Genomic DNA, 14,588 nt, shown 5'->3' with positions numbered 1-14,588 from the left:
AATCCACAATGCGGATAGACACAATAGCGGCAAGACAACCCATTTGACATGATGGGGACATTCGGAGACAAAACGAGGGTCCTCATCATGGAAAAGAAACCGTTCTACAAAATCCTGTACGTGCAGGTGCTGTTCGCGATTGCGTGCGGCGTCCTGCTCGGCATCTACCTGCCCACCGACGCGGTGGCAATGAAACCGCTGGGCGACGGTTTCATCAAGCTGATCAAAATGATCATCGCCCCGGTCATCTTCTGCACCGTGGTGAGCGGCATCGCCGGCATGCAGGACGTAAAGAAAATCGGCCGCGTCGGCGGCAAGGCCCTGCTCTATTTCGAGATCGTCTCCACCTTCGCGCTGGTGATCGGCCTGGCCGTCGCCAACTTCATGCAGCCCGGCGCCGGCTTCAACGCCGACCCGCACACCCTGGACACCAAATCCATCGCCCAATACACGGAAAAGGCCAAGGCCCAGACCACCACCGACTTCGTGCTGAACATCATCCCGAACACCGTGGTCGATGCCTTCGCTAAAGGCGACATCCTGCAGGTGCTGCTGGTGGCGGTACTGTTCGGCTTCGCCCTGTCGATGCTCGGTGAGCGCGGCCGCCCGGTGGCCAAGCTGATCGACGAGATCTCGCACGCCTTCTTCGGCATGGTCAACATCATCATGAAGGCCGCCCCGATCGGCGCATTCGGCGCCATGGCCTTCACCATCGGCAAATACGGTATCGACTCCCTGCTGCCGCTGGCCAAGCTGATGGGTTCCTTCTACCTGACCTGCGCGCTGTTCGTGTTCATCGTGCTGGGCGCCATCGCCAAGTACACCGGCTTCTCGATCACCCGCTTCATCTCCTACATCAAGGAAGAACTGCTGATCGTGCTGGGCACCTCGTCCTCCGAAAGCGCCCTGCCATCGCTGATGCGCAAGCTGGAAAAGCTGGGCGCCTCCAAGCCGGTGGTCGGCCTGGTGGTCCCGACCGGCTACTCCTTCAACCTGGACGGCACCAATATCTATATGACCATGGCCGCCCTGTTCGTGGCCCAGGCCACCAACACCGACCTGACCCTGATGCAGCAACTGACCATCCTCGGCGTCGCCATGCTGACTTCCAAGGGCGCCTCCGGCATCACCGGCGCCGGCTTCATCACCCTGGCCGCCACCCTGGCCGTGGTGCCGACCATCCCGGTGGCCGGCATGGCGCTGATCCTCGGCATCGACCGCTTCATGAGCGAATGCCGCGCCCTGACCAACTTCGTCGGCAATGGCGTGGCGGCCGTGGTGGTGGCCAAGTGGGAAGGCGAACTCGACATGGAAACCCTGCAGCGTGAGCTGGCCAATCCAAGCCCCGCCAGCGCCCCGGTCCAGCCACTGGCGCAGGAGCCGCTGGCAGCCACCGCAGAGTAATCCTTGCACCCCTGGGGCCCCTTGCAATCGTGCAAGGGGCCCTTGTCTTTTGTGGTTAAAATGTAACGAAGACTCCCAGGCAAAAAGTTGACATGGGGAAACATTGGAATTAGAATGAATCCACTATAACTATCAAATTATCGGGAGCCAGGATGAAAAAGCCGAGCCACCGGGGATTCACTTTGATCGAGGTCATGGTCGCCGTCGTGATCATCGGCGTGCTGGCGGCAGTCGCCATGCCTTCCTATTCCCGCTATGTCATCCGCGGCAACCGCAGCGCCGCCCAGCAGCATTTGCTCGACCTGGCCACGCGCCAGCAGCAATTCCTGTCCGACGCCCGCACCTACAAAGGCACGGTAGCCGACCTGAACATGACCACCCCCACCGCGGTCTCCAAGTTTTACACTATCAGCATAGTAACCGGCGACGGCCCGCCGCCGACTTTCACCATCACGGCCACGCCTGTGGCAGGCAGCAAGCAGGCTCCGGATGGCAATCTCAGCATCGACCAGGCGGGCGCCAAGCTGCCGGCCGACAAGTGGTGATGCCATGAAACGCGAAGCTGGTTTTGGTTTGATCGAAATGATGGCGGTGGTCGCCATCATCATCGTCCTCGCAGGCCTGGGCGTCCCGTCCATGCAGGAAATGGTGGTCAACCAGCGCATGAAGAGCACCACCAGCGACCTGTTCACCACCATCTTGCGTGCGCGCAGCGAAGCCATCAAACGCAACGCCGATGTCCGGATCACACCCTCCACCAACTGGAACACCGGCTGGACCATCCCCAGCCCCAACCCTGGTGAACCGGCGCTGGCCAGCTTCAGCACCCGTTCGAACCTGACCATCACCGGGCCAAGCGCCGACCTGGTGTTCACGTCGGCCGGCCGTATCCGTGGCGCCAGCAATCCGCAATTCAATATCGCCGCCAAGAACGGCAAGGCGCGCTGCATCACCATCGACCTGGGCGGCCGCCCCAACATCCAGAACAAATCATGCTGAGCTACCGCCAATACGGCATCACGATGATCGAAGTGCTGGTCACGATTGTGATCCTGGCCTTTGGCCTGCTGGGCATTGCGGTGTTCCAGTCCAAGGCCCAGGTCGGCTCCATCGAATCCTACCAGCGCGCCCAGGCCGTCATCCTGCTGGACGATATGACCGCCCGCCTGCAAGGCAACCCACTCAACAGCAACGCCTACCTGGTCAATGAGATCGGCACTGGCGACACCCAGCCCAGTGACTGCAGCACGGTCGCCGCCGGCGCGGCGCGCGACCTGTGCGACTGGAGCAATGCGCTGAAAGGCGCGGCGGAAACCGACACCGGCAATACCAAGGTCGGCGCCATGATTGGCGCGCGCGGCTGTATCACCCAGATCCAGGCCGCCAACCCCGCGGCGGGCGTCTGCACCCCCGGCGTGTACCAGGTTGCCGTGACCTGGCAAGGCTTGCATACCACGCAAGCGCCCAGCCTGACCTGCGGCCAGAACAAATTTGGCGACGAAAAGTACCGCCGCCTGATTGCCGCCCAGGTCATGATCCCCCTGCTGGACTGCCAATGAGGAGCGCCCGCATGTATCCGCACCGACCGCACCAGCGCGGCTTCACCCTGATCGAGCTGATGGTGGCAGTCGCCATCGGCCTGTTGCTGCTGGCCGGCCTGTCCAGCCTTTTCATGGGCAATAACCAGGCCCAGCTGGAAATCGAACGCGCCAACCGCCAGGTGGAAAACGGCCGCTACGCCATGCAGCTGATGACCGGCGACGTGCGCAATGCCGGCTATTACGCCGAGTTCGACCCGGCCGTGCTGACCATGCCGGCGGCGCCGCCCGACCCCTGCTCCACCGATATCGCGGTGATCCGCGGCGCCATTGCGCTGGCGGTCCAGGGCTATGACGACAAGAACCCGATCGACTGCCTGGCAGACGTGCGCACCAAGACCGACATCATGGTGGTGCGCCACACCCACACCTGCGTGGTGGGTGCCGCCGATTGCGATGCCGCCACCGAAGGCGGCCCCTTCTTCCAGGCCTCGCTGTGCAACCAGAGCTATGAGCTGGGCTCCTCCGACCTGACCAAGCACTACCAGGTATCGGCGCTGGCCACCGGCTTCACGCTGCACAAGCGCAACTGCACTGAAACACCGGGCAGCGGCAGCCTCGCCGATCTGCGCCGGCTGCTGACCCACATCTACTTCATCGCCAACAACAGCATGGCGGGCGACGGCATTCCTACCCTCAAGCGCGCGGAAGTCGTCAGCAAGAATGGCGTGGTCTCGGTGCAGATCGTGCCGCTGGCCGAAGGCATTGAGAATATGCAGGTCGAATATGGCATCGACACCGACAATAACGGCGTGGCCGACATCTACACGCCCGACGTCGAGAAAGCCGGCGGCTGCGCCTCCAGCGCCTGCGCCGTGGCCAACTGGAGCAATGTGGTGTCGGTCAAGCTGCACTTGCTGGCGCGCACGCTGAGCCCTTCGGTAACGCACACCGACACCAAGTCCTACGTGCTGGGCCTGGATGACAACGGGCGCCAGAACGTCATCAACGCCAAGCGCGACAAGTACAAGCGCCATGTCTTCACTTCGGTGATCGGCCTGCCTAACGTGGCTGGAAGGAAATCCTGATGAACTCCCCTGTCCTCCAGCGGCAGCGCGGCATGACCCTGATCATGGCCCTGGTCATGCTGGTCCTGATTACCCTGCTGGCCGTGAGCAGCTTCAACCTGGGCAAGTCCAGCATCCAGGTCGTCAACAATATGCAAAACCGCGACGAAGGCATCGCCGCCAGCCGCCGCGTGCTGGACGAAGCCATCTCCGGCACGCGCTTCTTCGAAACGCCGGAAGACGCGCTGGCCACACCTTGCGGCGACAGCAACAAGCGCTGCCACGACATCAATGGCGACGGCAAAGTCGATATCGTGACCACCTTGCAGAAACCGGCCTGCGTCAAGGCGCGCACCATCAAGACCACCGAACTCGACCTGGCCATCGAGGACGACCGCAACTGTACCGTCGGCACCGGCAACACCTTCGGCATGGCCGGCACCGGCAGCGTTACCGGCAATTCCCTGTGCGCCGACAGCACATGGGAAATCACTGCCACCAGCGAAGACCAGCAAGTGGCGTCCAAGGTGGAAGTCGTGCAAGGTGTCGGCGTCCGCGTCAAGACCGACAACGTCGACACCAGCTGTAAATAATTTCTACCCCTGATTGCGAGCCAGCCATGCTAAAAAAGTACTTCTCCACCGTGGCCATCAGCCTCGGTGCATGCGCCACCCTCCTGTCGTTCCCGGCTGGCGCTGACGACATCGATATCTTCACCGGCGCTTCCGCCGGCACTTCGATCAACCCGCGCATCCTGATCGTGCTGGACAATACGTCCAACTGGTCGCGCCAGGCACAAAAGTGGCCCGGCGGCGACGCCCAGGGCCAGTCTGAAGTGCAGGCAATCAAGCTCGCGATCGCGGGCCTGAACGATAAAGTCAACGTCGGCCTGTTTGAGTTCGTCACCGACGGCAATGCCAACGACAATGGCGGCTACGTACGCTTCCACGTGCAGCCGATGACCAGCACCGCCAAGGCCGCCTTCGGCACCCATCTCGACACCATCAACAACAACATCACGTCGCCCTCGGAGAAACGCAATTCCGGCACCATGTACGGCAACCTGATGTATGACATCTACAACTACCTGGGCGGGCTGAACGGCTATTCGCCGAACGCCACCCCGGCCGCGCGCGCCGATGCCAATGGCTACACCAGCCGCTACGCGACCTTCAAATCGCCGCTGAGCGATGACGCCAGCTGCGCCAAGACCATCGTCATCTTCGTCACCAACCCGGACCAGAGCGGCCCGACCAAGGATGACGCCGCCAACACCGCCCAGCTGCGGGCGCTGGGCGGCAATGCCAACCAGCTGGGCCTGCCGAACTTCTCGACCACCACGCAAAAGGTCACCACCAACATCGGCCAGACCCCGATCTGCTACGCCAGCCCGACCGCCGCCGCTGCGGCCCTGAACGTTGCGCCATGGCCGACCAATTGCTCCGCCTATACCGATGGCTGCACGATCGGTTCGGCGCTGAACGACGGCAGCATGACCTGCCCGGCCGGCCAGGCCTCGTACGCCATCAACGGCACCAACACCATCACCACCAACGTCGCCACCACCGGCACCACGGTCGACAACAACCCCTTCAATGCCGACGAATGGGCGCGCTTCCTGCACGACAAGGGCGTGCCGATCCCGAACAGCACCATGAAGTCCAAAGTGGTGTTCTATACCGTCGACGTCTACAACGCGCAGCAGAACATCGAGCACACCAAGCTCATGCTGAGCATGGCCAAGGTGGGCGGCGGCAAGTACTTTGCGGCCAAGAACAAGCAGGCGATTGTCGATGCGCTTAACCAGATCATCGGCGAGGTGCTGGCGGTGAACTCGACCTTTGCCTCGACCTCGCTGCCGGTGAACGCCACCAACCGTTCGCAGAACCAGAACCAGGTCTTCATCGGTATGTTCCGCCCGGATCCGGACGCCAAGCCGCGCTGGTTCGGCAACCTCAAGCGCTACCAGCTGGTGGTGCAAGGTTCCGAGATCAGCCTGGGCGACGTCAACGGCTCGCTGGCGGTCAACAACAATACCGGCTTCGTGACCGACTGCGCGGCCAGCTGGTGGACCAGCGACAACGGCCCCTACTGGAAAGACCTCGGCATCAACCCCGACCCGGCTGGCGCCTGCGCCGGCAAGGACGCCTATTCCGATCTGCCGGATGGCCCGCTGGTGGAAAAAGGCGCGGTGGCGCAAGTGCTGCGCAACGGTAACAACCCGACCACCACCACGACTACGCCGAGCTACGCGGTCAACCGCACGCTGCTGACCCGCACGGTAGGCGGCAGCACCCTGGTCGACTTCAACACCGCCAATAGCGGCCTGTCGGCCGACCTGGTGAACTTCATCAAGGGCGCCGACGTCAATAACGAGCGCAATACCGGCGACACCACCAAGACCCGCCCGTCGATCCACGGCGACGTGATCCACTCGCGTCCGCTTCCCATCAACTACGGCGGCACGCGCGGGGTGGTGGTCTATTACGGCGCCAATGACGGCTATTTCCGAGCCGTGGAAGCCGAAACCGGCAAGGAACTGTGGGCCTTCATCGCGCCGGAATTCTTCAGCCGCCTGCAGCGCCTGAAAGACCAGACCCCGCTGGTGAACTATCCGAACGTCGCCGGCCCGGGCGACGTGGCGGCGGTCGGTACCCAGAAGGACTACTTTTTCGACGGCTCCGCCGGCATTTACCAGAACGCCGACAACACTGCGGTGTGGGTGTTCCCGACCATGCGCCGTGGCGGCCGCATGGTGTACGGCCTGGACGTGACCAATCCGACTTCGCCGCGCATGATGTGGGCGGTCGGCTGCCCTAACCTGGGCAACGACAGCGGCTGCACCACGGGCATGGAAGGCCTGGGCCAGACCTGGTCCACCCCTTCGGCGGCCTTTATCAAGGGCTATTCGCAATCGGTACCGGTGCTGGTGATGGGCGGCGGCTACGACAACTGCGAGGACGCCAATACCGGCGCGCCAACCTGCACCGCCGGCAAAGGCGGCTACATCTACGTGCTCAATGCCGCCACCGGCGCCAAGCTGGCCAGCTTCCAGACCAAGCGCAGCGTGGCGGGCGACATTTCGATGGTTGATATCGATGGCGACGGCATGCCGGACTACGCCTATGCCGCCGACCTGGGCGGCAATATCTACCGTATCGACTTCATCAACGGTCCGACCACCAAGACCGCCCTGGCGCCCGTCGACTGGCAAATGTACCGGGTGGCCTATACCAATGAGGCCAGCAGCCCGCGCAAATTCATGTTCAACCCGGCGCTGCTGTACAGCAAAGGCTATGTCTATATCGCCCTGGGCAGCGGCGATCGCGAGCACCCGCTGTCGTGGCAGTACCCGTTCGAATCGGTGAAGAACCGCTTCTACGTGGCGCTGGACAACCTGAGCCTGAAGCCCGCCACCGACGCGGCCGGTGTCAACCTCGATACCGTGCTGACCGACTCCACCGCGCCGACCGACTGCAATTCGCCGAATGCGCTGCCAAACGGCAGCAGCAAGGGCTGGTTCATGGACCTGGCCAAGGGTGAACAGGTGGTGACGTCGGCCCTGATCGTCAGCGGCAACGTCATGTTCAGCACCAACCGCCCGATAGTCGGCAATGCCCAGAGCTGCGCCACCGCCCTGGGCGAGGCGCGCGGCTATATCGTCAACCTGTTCAACGCCTCCGGCGCGGTCGGCGACGAGTCCACCTGCGGCGGCAACCGTTCGTCGGTGTTCTCCGGCGGCGGCCTGCCGCCATCGCCGGTGCTGGCAACCGGCGTGCCGGTGCGGCTGGATGATGGCAGCTACCGCAACCGCTCTGTGGTGATCGGCTCGGGCAACAAGCCGTCCGCCATCGATTCCTCGCCACCGCCGGTCAAGCTGAAATCGACCCGCAAGCGTAAATACACTTACGTGAAGGGCCAGTAAAACAAAAAGGGCACGCCACGGCGTGCCCTTGCTTCATCTGCGGAGGCGGTTTAAGCGAACGACAGCTCCACGCCCGATGCGGCGCTGATCTCTTCGCGGGTCACGCCCGGCGCCAGTTCGGTCACGCGCACGCCGGTCGGGGTGATTTCCATTACACCCAGGTCGGTGATGACCATATCGACCACGCCCACGCCGGTCAGCGGCAGGTCGCACTTCTTCAGCAGCTTGTGCGAAGTCGAGCCATCCTTGGCGGTGGCCACGTGCTCCATCAGCACCACGACCTTTTTCACGCCGGCCACCAGGTCCATGGCGCCGCCCATGCCCTTGACCATCTTGCCAGGGATCATCCAGTTGGCCAGGTCGCCCTTCTCGGACACCTGCATCGCGCCCAGGATCGCCAGGTTGATCTTGCCGCCACGGATCATGGCGAAGGAGTCAGCCGAGCTGAAGTAGGCCGCGCCCGGCAGTGCCGTCACGGTCTGCTTGCCGGCGTTGATCAGGTCGGCGTCCACTTCCGCCTCGGTCGGGAACGGGCCGATGCCCAGCAGGCCGTTTTCCGACTGCAGGAACACTTCGATATCCTGCGGCACATAGTTGGCCACCAGGGTCGGCAGGCCGATGCCCAGGTTCACATAGAAGCCGTCCTGCAGCTCTTTTGCCGCGCGCGCGGCCATTTCATCACGGGTCCATGCCATGTTCTTGTCTCCTTAGTTGGCACGCACGGTGCGCTGTTCAATGCGTTTTTCCGGGGTGGCGTTCAGCACGATGCGGTTCACGTAGATGCCCGGCAGGTGCACGGCGTCCGGATCGATGGCGCCGACTTCCACGATTTCCTCCACTTCCACCACGCAGATCTTGCCGGCGGCCGCCACGTTCGGGTTGAAGTTGCGGGAAGTCTTGCGGAACACCAGGTTGCCCGACTTGTCGGCCTTCCAGGCCTTGACCAGGGATACGTCGGCTACCAGCGAGCGCTCCATGACGTATTGTTCGCCGTCGAATTCGCGGATTTCCTTGCCGTCGGCCACAATGGTGCCGACGCCGGTCTTGGTGAAGAAGGCCGGGATGCCCGCGCCGCCGGCACGCAGCTTCTCAGCCAGGGTGCCTTGCGGGGTGAATTCCAGTTCCAGCTCGCCGGCCAGGAACTGGCGCGCGAATTCCTTGTTCTCGCCCACGTAGGAGGAGATCATTTTCTTGATCTGGCGGGTTTCCAGCAGCTGGCCGAGGCCGAAGCCGTCCACGCCGGCGTTGTTGGAAATGGCGGTCAGGCCGGTGGCGCCGGAATCGCGCAAGGCGGCAATCAGGGCCTCGGGGATGCCGCACAGGCCGAAACCGCCGACGGCGATGGTTTGGCCGTCGGCCACGATGCCGGCCAGGGCGGCCTTGGCATCCGGGTAAATCTTGTTCATCATGTCTCCTTGCTTGTATGGCCAATATGGCTTGAAGGCTTTTGAGGATAGAATACGCCCGCCCAAACATCAATACCGTAGAAATACCGCAATGCCCATCGACTACGCTTCCATCTTCCAGCTCGCCCCGGTGGGCATGTGCGTTTCCGACAACCGGGTGATCCAGGCTTGCAACGACGCCCTGGGCGCCATGTTCGGCTACGCCCCGGGCCAGCTGGATGGGCAATCGTTCCAGGTGCTGTACCCGACCCAGGACGAATACCTGCGCACCGGCGACCGCATCATCCCCATCATGAACGCCAAAGGCCGCTATTCCGATGAGCGCATCATGCGCCGCGCCAGCGGTGAGCTGTTCTGGTGCCATGTGACCGGGCGCGCCCTCGATCCGGCCCAGCCGCTGGGCGCCGGCATCTGGACCTTCGAGGACGTTTCCGAACAGCGCCCGGTATCGGCGCCGCTGACCCCGCGCGAGCGCGAAATCGCCGCCTTGCTGGTGGAGGGCAAGACCAGCAAGCTGATCGCCCGCGACACCGGTCTTTCGCCGCGCACGGTGGAAATGCACCGGGCCCGGTTGATGCGTAAATTCAATGCTGCCAATGCCACCGAACTGGTGCACAAGCTGGTGGGCGTTACCCGTTAAAAGTTATGCAGGATGCCGGCTTGCACGGCGCGGATCGTGCCACCCGGCTCGGACATCGGCCGCGCGGCGGCTGACACCACCCCGGCCCCGCCCAGCGTGAAGCCGTTGCGCTGGTCTTCCTGCCGCAGGCGCGAGGCGGTGGCGTACAGCGTGGTGCGTTTCGATACAAAACGGCGGTACATCAGGCCCTGCTGCTGGGCGTTGCCGTGGCCGGCGCCGTCCAGGCGGTCGTCGGCCTGGGTCCAGCCGAAGGACCAGGCATCCCAGGCGCTCGGCTGGTACAGCGCGCTCAGCGAGGCGACCCGCACATCCAGCGCGCCCGGGACATTGCTTTGCTCGCGGCCCGCCACAAGGAATAAGCGCCACTGCCCGTTCACCGCGCAATTGGCGCCCAGGAAGGTGCGGCGGATGGCCGGCACCGCGCCGGAACCGGTGCGCTGGTAGTTGACGCCGGCGAAGCAGGCGCCGCGCTCGGCCTCGGCGGCCAGCTGCAGGTGGCGGCGGTCGGCCACCTGGGGCTGGACCGGGGCGCCCCCCAGGGCGCCGCGTCCGGTCAGCACTTGCAGGCGTACGCCCTGCCAGGTGGGTGAAATCCAGCCGATGCCGGCATCGGCGCGCGGCGGGGCGCTGGTCATATTGTTCCAGCCGGAGGCCTGGGTGCCGCTGGTGAAGGCGTCGAAGCGGCCATTCATCAGGAATTGCGGCGTGTTCTGGCGGCCCAGGCGAAACTCGCCCCAGGCGCCGGCCAGGCCGACCCAGGCCTGGCGGTTGAACAGGCGGTTGCTGTCGACCTGGGCGCCGTCGTCGCCGTTCAGGCCGGCTTCCAGCGTATAGGTGGCCGCCATGCCGCTGCCCAGGTCCTCGCGGCCACGGATGCCGACGCGCGAAGCCAGCAAGGCGCTGGAGTCGGCGCGGGTCTGCACCGGGCGCTCGCCGGGGGCGATGCGGGTCAGGAAGAGGTCGGCCGTGCCGTAGATTTGCGGGCCGGACTGGGCCTGCGCCCAGACGGGCGGCGCCACGGCGCACAGCGCGGCCAGCATGGCGAGCGCGGGACGCTTCACTCGACCTTCTGCGCGTCGTCGCGCAGCAGCTCGTGCAACTGGCGGAAGGCGTAGGCTTCGCACATTTCCACCAGGCGGGTTTCGAGGACGGGGCTAAGCGGCCGCACCGCCTCCTCGCACAGCGCGACAAAGCCGCGCGCGTCGCACATGACCACCAGCTCGGCCAATTGCTGGCGCAAAGCCGCCGGCAGCACGGCCAGTTCCTGTTTCAGCGGCAAGGCGGCGCCTGCGGCCTGCGTTTCGTCCGCCGGTTCTGCTTCGGGCGCCTGCTCCTCATAGGTGTACTGTACCTGCGGCAGCACACGCTGGATTTCATCATACAGGGCCTGTTCGCGCAGCGGCTTGGTCAGGTAGCCGTCGATCGCCTGCGCAGCCAGTTCCTGCCGCTCATCGGTAAAGGCACTGGCCGTCACCATCACGTACTTGACCGGGTGCCCTGGCAGCGCACGTGCGATGGCCGCGCAGGCCTGGTAGCCGTCCATGTCCGGCATGCGGCGATCCATCAGCACCAGGTCCGGACGCCAGTCGCGCAGCAGCTCGACCGCAGCCAGCCCGCTGTCAGCCTCGCGCACGGCATCCAGCCCAACCGCCTCCAGCATCAGCCGCACCACGTCGCGGTTGGATGCCACATCGTCCACCACCAGGATATTCGGCCGCATCGAACTGCCCGCCAAGCCGGTGACGCGCCCCATCAGGTGGGCATGCGGCGCCACACCCGGCTGGCCGCCCTCCCCGGCGCGCGCCAGGATGAAGTCGAAGTGCACCGTGGTGCCGCGCCCCAGCTCGGTGTCGATGGTGAGGTCGCCGCCCATCATGCGGGCATACTGGCGGCTGATTGTCATGCCGAGGCCGGTGCCGCCCTTGCGCCGTCCCGCCGCCGACTGTTCGAACGCGGCAAACACCAGCTCGCGGTCCTGCTCGGCAATACCCGGCCCCGTGTCGGTAATATCGATCCGAACCGCCACCTGGGCGCCCGGCGTGCTGCGCAGCGCGGCGCGCACCGCGACCCCGCCGCGCTCGGTGAACTTGATGGCATTGCCAATGGTGTTGGCCAGCACCTGGCGCAGCTTGGTCGGATCGCCCAGCAGCGGTTCGTCCAGCCCGGCGCCGATGGCGACCTCGAAACGCAGGCCCTTCTCCTGCGCCCGCGCGCGCAGCATTTCCTCCACATCGCTGACCACGCCCGGCAGGTGCAGGGTCTGCAACTGCAGCAGCACGCGGCCGGCTTCGATTTTCGACATTTCCAGCACATCGTTGATCAGGCCCAGCAGGTGTTCGCCGCTGCGGTCGATCACCTCGATCTGCTTGCGCAGCGGCGCCGGCACGTCCGGCATGCGCCGCATCAGCTGGGTATAGCCGAGGATGGCGTTCATCGGCGTGCGGATCTCATGGCTCATATTCGACAGGAACACGCCCTTGGCCTGGTTGGCCGACTCGGTGCGCTGCAGCGCCTCTTCCAGCTGGGTGGTACGGGCCGATACCAGCTCTTCCAGCTGGGTCTGGTATTTGAACAGCTCCGCCTCGCTGCGCTTGCGCTCGGTAATGTCAAAGAAGCTCACCCGCAGCTGCGGCGCGCGGTCGGCATCCAGCCGCGCCAGCAGCACTTCGCACGGCACCACGCTGCCATCCGGCCGCTGCACACTGCGCTCCAGCGCCTGGCTGCCGCCCTGCAGCGCGGCCGCCTTGGCCGCCTGGTAGGTCTCCACGGCCGGCATGGCGTCCGGCTGGGTCGGTGCAAACAGTCGTTTCAGGTCGCTGCCGGCCAGCTCGGCCTGGCTGCGGCCAAACAGGCGCTGCGCGTTACTGTTCAGGTCCAGCACGGTATCGCTGGCCGCATCGCACACCACGATGGCCTCCGGCGCATGTTCCACCAGGCTGCGGTAGCGCTGCTCGCTCTGGCGCAACTGGCGCGTGCGGCGCTTGACCATGATTTGCAGCTGGATGATGAACAGCGCGCCCAGCACCAGCGCCAGCGCCAGCCACTTGAGGGCCGCCGTGTAATCGTTGCCGGTGCGGTATTGCACCGACACCCACTTCTGCTTGATGGCGTCGCGCTCGCTGGCCGGGATGGCCGCCATCGCCTTGTCCAGGATGCTGACCAGCTGCGGCCAGTCGCCGCGCACGCCGAAGGTGGCATCGAAGTTCAAGCCGGTTTCGCCGACCACGCGGATATCGGTCGAGCCGCTTTCCGCCAAGGAACTGCCGGTGGTCAGCAGGGAGCCGACGTAGGCATCCACCTTGCCCTCGCGCAGATAACGCAGGCCGTCCGCCGCCGACACCACATCCACCTGGCGTACTTCCGGCCAGCGCTGGGCAAAGGCCTCGCCCACGCGCGATCCCTTCAGGACCGCCACCGGACGCCCGGCCAGGCCGCTCGGGTCGCGCACATAGGCGCTGTCCAGGCGGGCGAACAGCACGATTGGCGAACTCACGTAATGTCGGGTGAACAGCAGGCCGGCCCGTGTCTGGCGCGGCGCAATGGCGCTGACCAGGTCGGCCCGCCCCTCCGCCACGGCGCGCAAGCGATCCAGTTCGCTTTCATGCAACGCCACGTCGAAACGCACGTTCAGCATTTGCTCGAAGCGGCGCAGGTATTCGGCGCTGATGCCCTGCAGTTCGGGGCTGTCGGGCCGCAACAGTTCGACCGGCGGCCGGTTAATGGAAGCCGCCACCCGGATCACCGGATGCGCCGCCAGCCAGGCATGTTCCTCTTCCGTCAGCGCCAGCTCGCGCTGCACCGGCGCCGTGTCCGACAGGCGCAGCCAGCGCTGGCGGATCGCCTCGTGCTCCTGCTGGCTGATGGCGCCGACCGCCTTGTTCAGGATGGACAGCAGCTCCGGCATCTGGTTATTGACGCCATAGCGCACTTCGCCGGCCTGGTTATAGAAATACAGCGCCACCTTGAAATCGCTGTAGAGCCCGATCTCGATGGCATTCTGCACCACCGGCACGTCGTCGAAGAATGCGTCGGCGCCGCCTTCGGCCACCAGCTTGATGCCGGCCAGCGGCGAGTCCACCTCGACGATCTGGCAGGCCGGGCATTTCTCGCGCAGCAGCGGGATGCGCACCGTGCCCTTGATGATGGCCACGCGCGAACCGGCAAAGTCGGCCAGCGTGCGCACCGGCTTGAACGCCTTGCGCGTGGCCATGCCGATCGGGATCTGCATATAGGGAGTGGTGAATTCGAGCGCCACCCGCCGCTCTTCGCGGAAACGCGCCCCCATCACGGCGTCGACCTCATGCGCCATGGCGCGCCGCAAGGTCTCATTCCAGGGTGCGCCGACATAGCGCACCTTGAGGCCGGCGATACGCGCCACCAGGTCGGTGTAATCGATGCCGAGGCCGCGGAAGTCGCCTTCCGCGGTCCGGAAATTCATGGGTGGGTTGGTGTCATCGAGGGCGATGGTCACCGTGGGATGGGCGCGCAGCCAGGCCGCCTCTTGCTCGTTCAGGACAATGCGCTGCTGACCCAGCGCCAGCGACGGCATTGCCGCCACCAGCCAAACCAACAGCAGTTGGAATAAGGATCGCATCGCGCTCCTGCGGC

12 protein-coding genes are annotated in these 14,588 nt (G+C 64.8%); 8 read left to right on the top strand and 4 right to left on the bottom strand.

Going from position 1 to position 14,588, the window contains the following annotated elements; genetic code table 11:
* Positions 1-87: 87 nt before the first annotated feature.
* From AAHE99_RS07665 to AAHE99_RS07635, 7 genes are all read left to right on the top strand, one after another.
* Positions 88-1,404: a dicarboxylate/amino acid:cation symporter gene (locus AAHE99_RS07665; protein ID WP_446728904.1), complete on the top strand. Its 1,317-nt coding sequence runs from the start codon at positions 88-90 to the stop codon at positions 1,402-1,404.
* 152 nt (positions 1,405-1,556) lie between these two features.
* Positions 1,557-1,949: a type IV pilin protein gene (locus AAHE99_RS07660; protein WP_342116141.1), complete on the top strand. Its 393-nt coding sequence runs from the start codon at positions 1,557-1,559 to the stop codon at positions 1,947-1,949.
* 4 nt (positions 1,950-1,953) lie between these two features.
* Entirely contained in the window at positions 1,954-2,403 is a 450-nt protein-coding gene (locus AAHE99_RS07655; protein WP_342116140.1) for a GspH/FimT family pseudopilin, read from the top strand.
* Positions 2,397-2,963 carry a type IV pilus modification PilV family protein gene (locus AAHE99_RS07650; RefSeq protein WP_342116139.1) on the top strand — a complete coding sequence of 189 codons (567 nt, stop codon included), beginning with the start codon at positions 2,397-2,399 and terminating at the stop codon, positions 2,961-2,963. The genes AAHE99_RS07655 and AAHE99_RS07650 overlap by 7 nt, the downstream gene beginning before the upstream one ends.
* Before the next feature lie 11 nt (positions 2,964-2,974).
* On the top strand, positions 2,975-4,030 hold the full coding sequence (locus AAHE99_RS07645; protein ID WP_342116137.1) for a PilW family protein: 1,056 nt from the start codon (positions 2,975-2,977) through the stop codon (positions 4,028-4,030).
* Complete coding sequence (locus AAHE99_RS07640; RefSeq protein ID WP_342116136.1) at positions 4,030-4,602, top strand: hypothetical protein; 573 nt, start codon at positions 4,030-4,032, stop codon at positions 4,600-4,602. Before AAHE99_RS07645 ends, AAHE99_RS07640 begins: the two co-directional genes overlap by 1 nt.
* 26 nt (positions 4,603-4,628) lie before the next feature.
* Positions 4,629-7,934, top strand: a complete 3,306-nt coding sequence (locus AAHE99_RS07635; protein ID WP_342116135.1) for a pilus assembly protein — start codon at positions 4,629-4,631, stop codon at positions 7,932-7,934.
* 50 nt (positions 7,935-7,984) lie between these two features.
* Here the strand turns inward: AAHE99_RS07635 and AAHE99_RS07630 are convergent, their stop codons facing one another.
* Positions 7,985-8,629: a CoA transferase subunit B gene (locus AAHE99_RS07630; RefSeq protein WP_342116134.1), complete on the bottom strand. Its 645-nt coding sequence runs from the start codon at positions 8,627-8,629 to the stop codon at positions 7,985-7,987.
* Positions 8,630-8,641: 12 nt separating this feature from the next.
* Positions 8,642-9,340: a CoA transferase subunit A gene (locus AAHE99_RS07625; protein ID WP_161027876.1), complete on the bottom strand. Its 699-nt coding sequence runs from the start codon at positions 9,338-9,340 to the stop codon at positions 8,642-8,644.
* A 91-nt stretch (positions 9,341-9,431) separates the two neighbouring features.
* On the opposite strand from AAHE99_RS07625, the gene AAHE99_RS07620 reads away from it, so the two are divergent.
* Positions 9,432-9,980 carry a PAS and helix-turn-helix domain-containing protein gene (locus AAHE99_RS07620; protein WP_342116132.1) on the top strand — a complete coding sequence of 183 codons (549 nt, stop codon included), beginning with the start codon at positions 9,432-9,434 and terminating at the stop codon, positions 9,978-9,980.
* On the opposite strand, the gene AAHE99_RS07615 is transcribed toward AAHE99_RS07620, so the two are convergent.
* The gene (locus tag AAHE99_RS07615; protein ID WP_342116131.1) at positions 9,977-11,041 is read right to left on the bottom strand and encodes a porin; all 1,065 of its coding nucleotides are present in this window, start codon (positions 11,039-11,041) and stop codon (positions 9,977-9,979) included. The genes AAHE99_RS07620 and AAHE99_RS07615 overlap by 4 nt on opposite strands.
* Positions 11,038-14,574 carry a transporter substrate-binding domain-containing protein gene (locus tag AAHE99_RS07610; protein WP_342116128.1) on the bottom strand — a complete coding sequence of 1,179 codons (3,537 nt, stop codon included), beginning with the start codon at positions 14,572-14,574 and terminating at the stop codon, positions 11,038-11,040. Before AAHE99_RS07610 ends, AAHE99_RS07615 begins: the two co-directional genes overlap by 4 nt.
* Positions 14,575-14,588: the final 14 nt, after the last annotated feature.

Origin of the sequence: Pseudoduganella sp. OTU4001, from assembly GCF_038440195.1 — a bacterium.
Taxonomy (GTDB): Bacteria; Pseudomonadota; Gammaproteobacteria; order Burkholderiales; family Burkholderiaceae_D; genus Rugamonas.
Note: the sequence above shows the minus strand (reverse complement) of the source record. Positions and strands in the feature narration are given on the sequence as shown.

What these genes read in the sequence shown, in the direction of transcription:
- AAHE99_RS07645 (WP_342116137.1), top strand. Translation starts at nt 2,975, where the DNA reads ATGTATCCGCACCGACCGCACCAGCGCGGCTTCACCCTGATCGAGCTG.
- AAHE99_RS07610 (WP_342116128.1), bottom strand. Translation starts at nt 14,574, where the DNA reads ATGCGATCCTTATTCCAACTGCTGTTGGTTTGGCTGGTGGCGGCAATG.
- AAHE99_RS07665 (WP_446728904.1), top strand. Translation starts at nt 88, where the DNA reads ATGGAAAAGAAACCGTTCTACAAAATCCTGTACGTGCAGGTGCTGTTC.
- AAHE99_RS07640 (WP_342116136.1), top strand. Translation starts at nt 4,030, where the DNA reads ATGAACTCCCCTGTCCTCCAGCGGCAGCGCGGCATGACCCTGATCATG.
- AAHE99_RS07635 (WP_342116135.1), top strand. Translation starts at nt 4,629, where the DNA reads ATGCTAAAAAAGTACTTCTCCACCGTGGCCATCAGCCTCGGTGCATGC.
- AAHE99_RS07620 (WP_342116132.1), top strand. Translation starts at nt 9,432, where the DNA reads ATGCCCATCGACTACGCTTCCATCTTCCAGCTCGCCCCGGTGGGCATG.
- AAHE99_RS07625 (WP_161027876.1), bottom strand. Translation starts at nt 9,340, where the DNA reads ATGAACAAGATTTACCCGGATGCCAAGGCCGCCCTGGCCGGCATCGTG.
- AAHE99_RS07660 (WP_342116141.1), top strand. Translation starts at nt 1,557, where the DNA reads ATGAAAAAGCCGAGCCACCGGGGATTCACTTTGATCGAGGTCATGGTC.
- AAHE99_RS07630 (WP_342116134.1), bottom strand. Translation starts at nt 8,629, where the DNA reads ATGGCATGGACCCGTGATGAAATGGCCGCGCGCGCGGCAAAAGAGCTG.
- AAHE99_RS07650 (WP_342116139.1), top strand. Translation starts at nt 2,397, where the DNA reads ATGCTGAGCTACCGCCAATACGGCATCACGATGATCGAAGTGCTGGTC.
- AAHE99_RS07655 (WP_342116140.1), top strand. Translation starts at nt 1,954, where the DNA reads ATGAAACGCGAAGCTGGTTTTGGTTTGATCGAAATGATGGCGGTGGTC.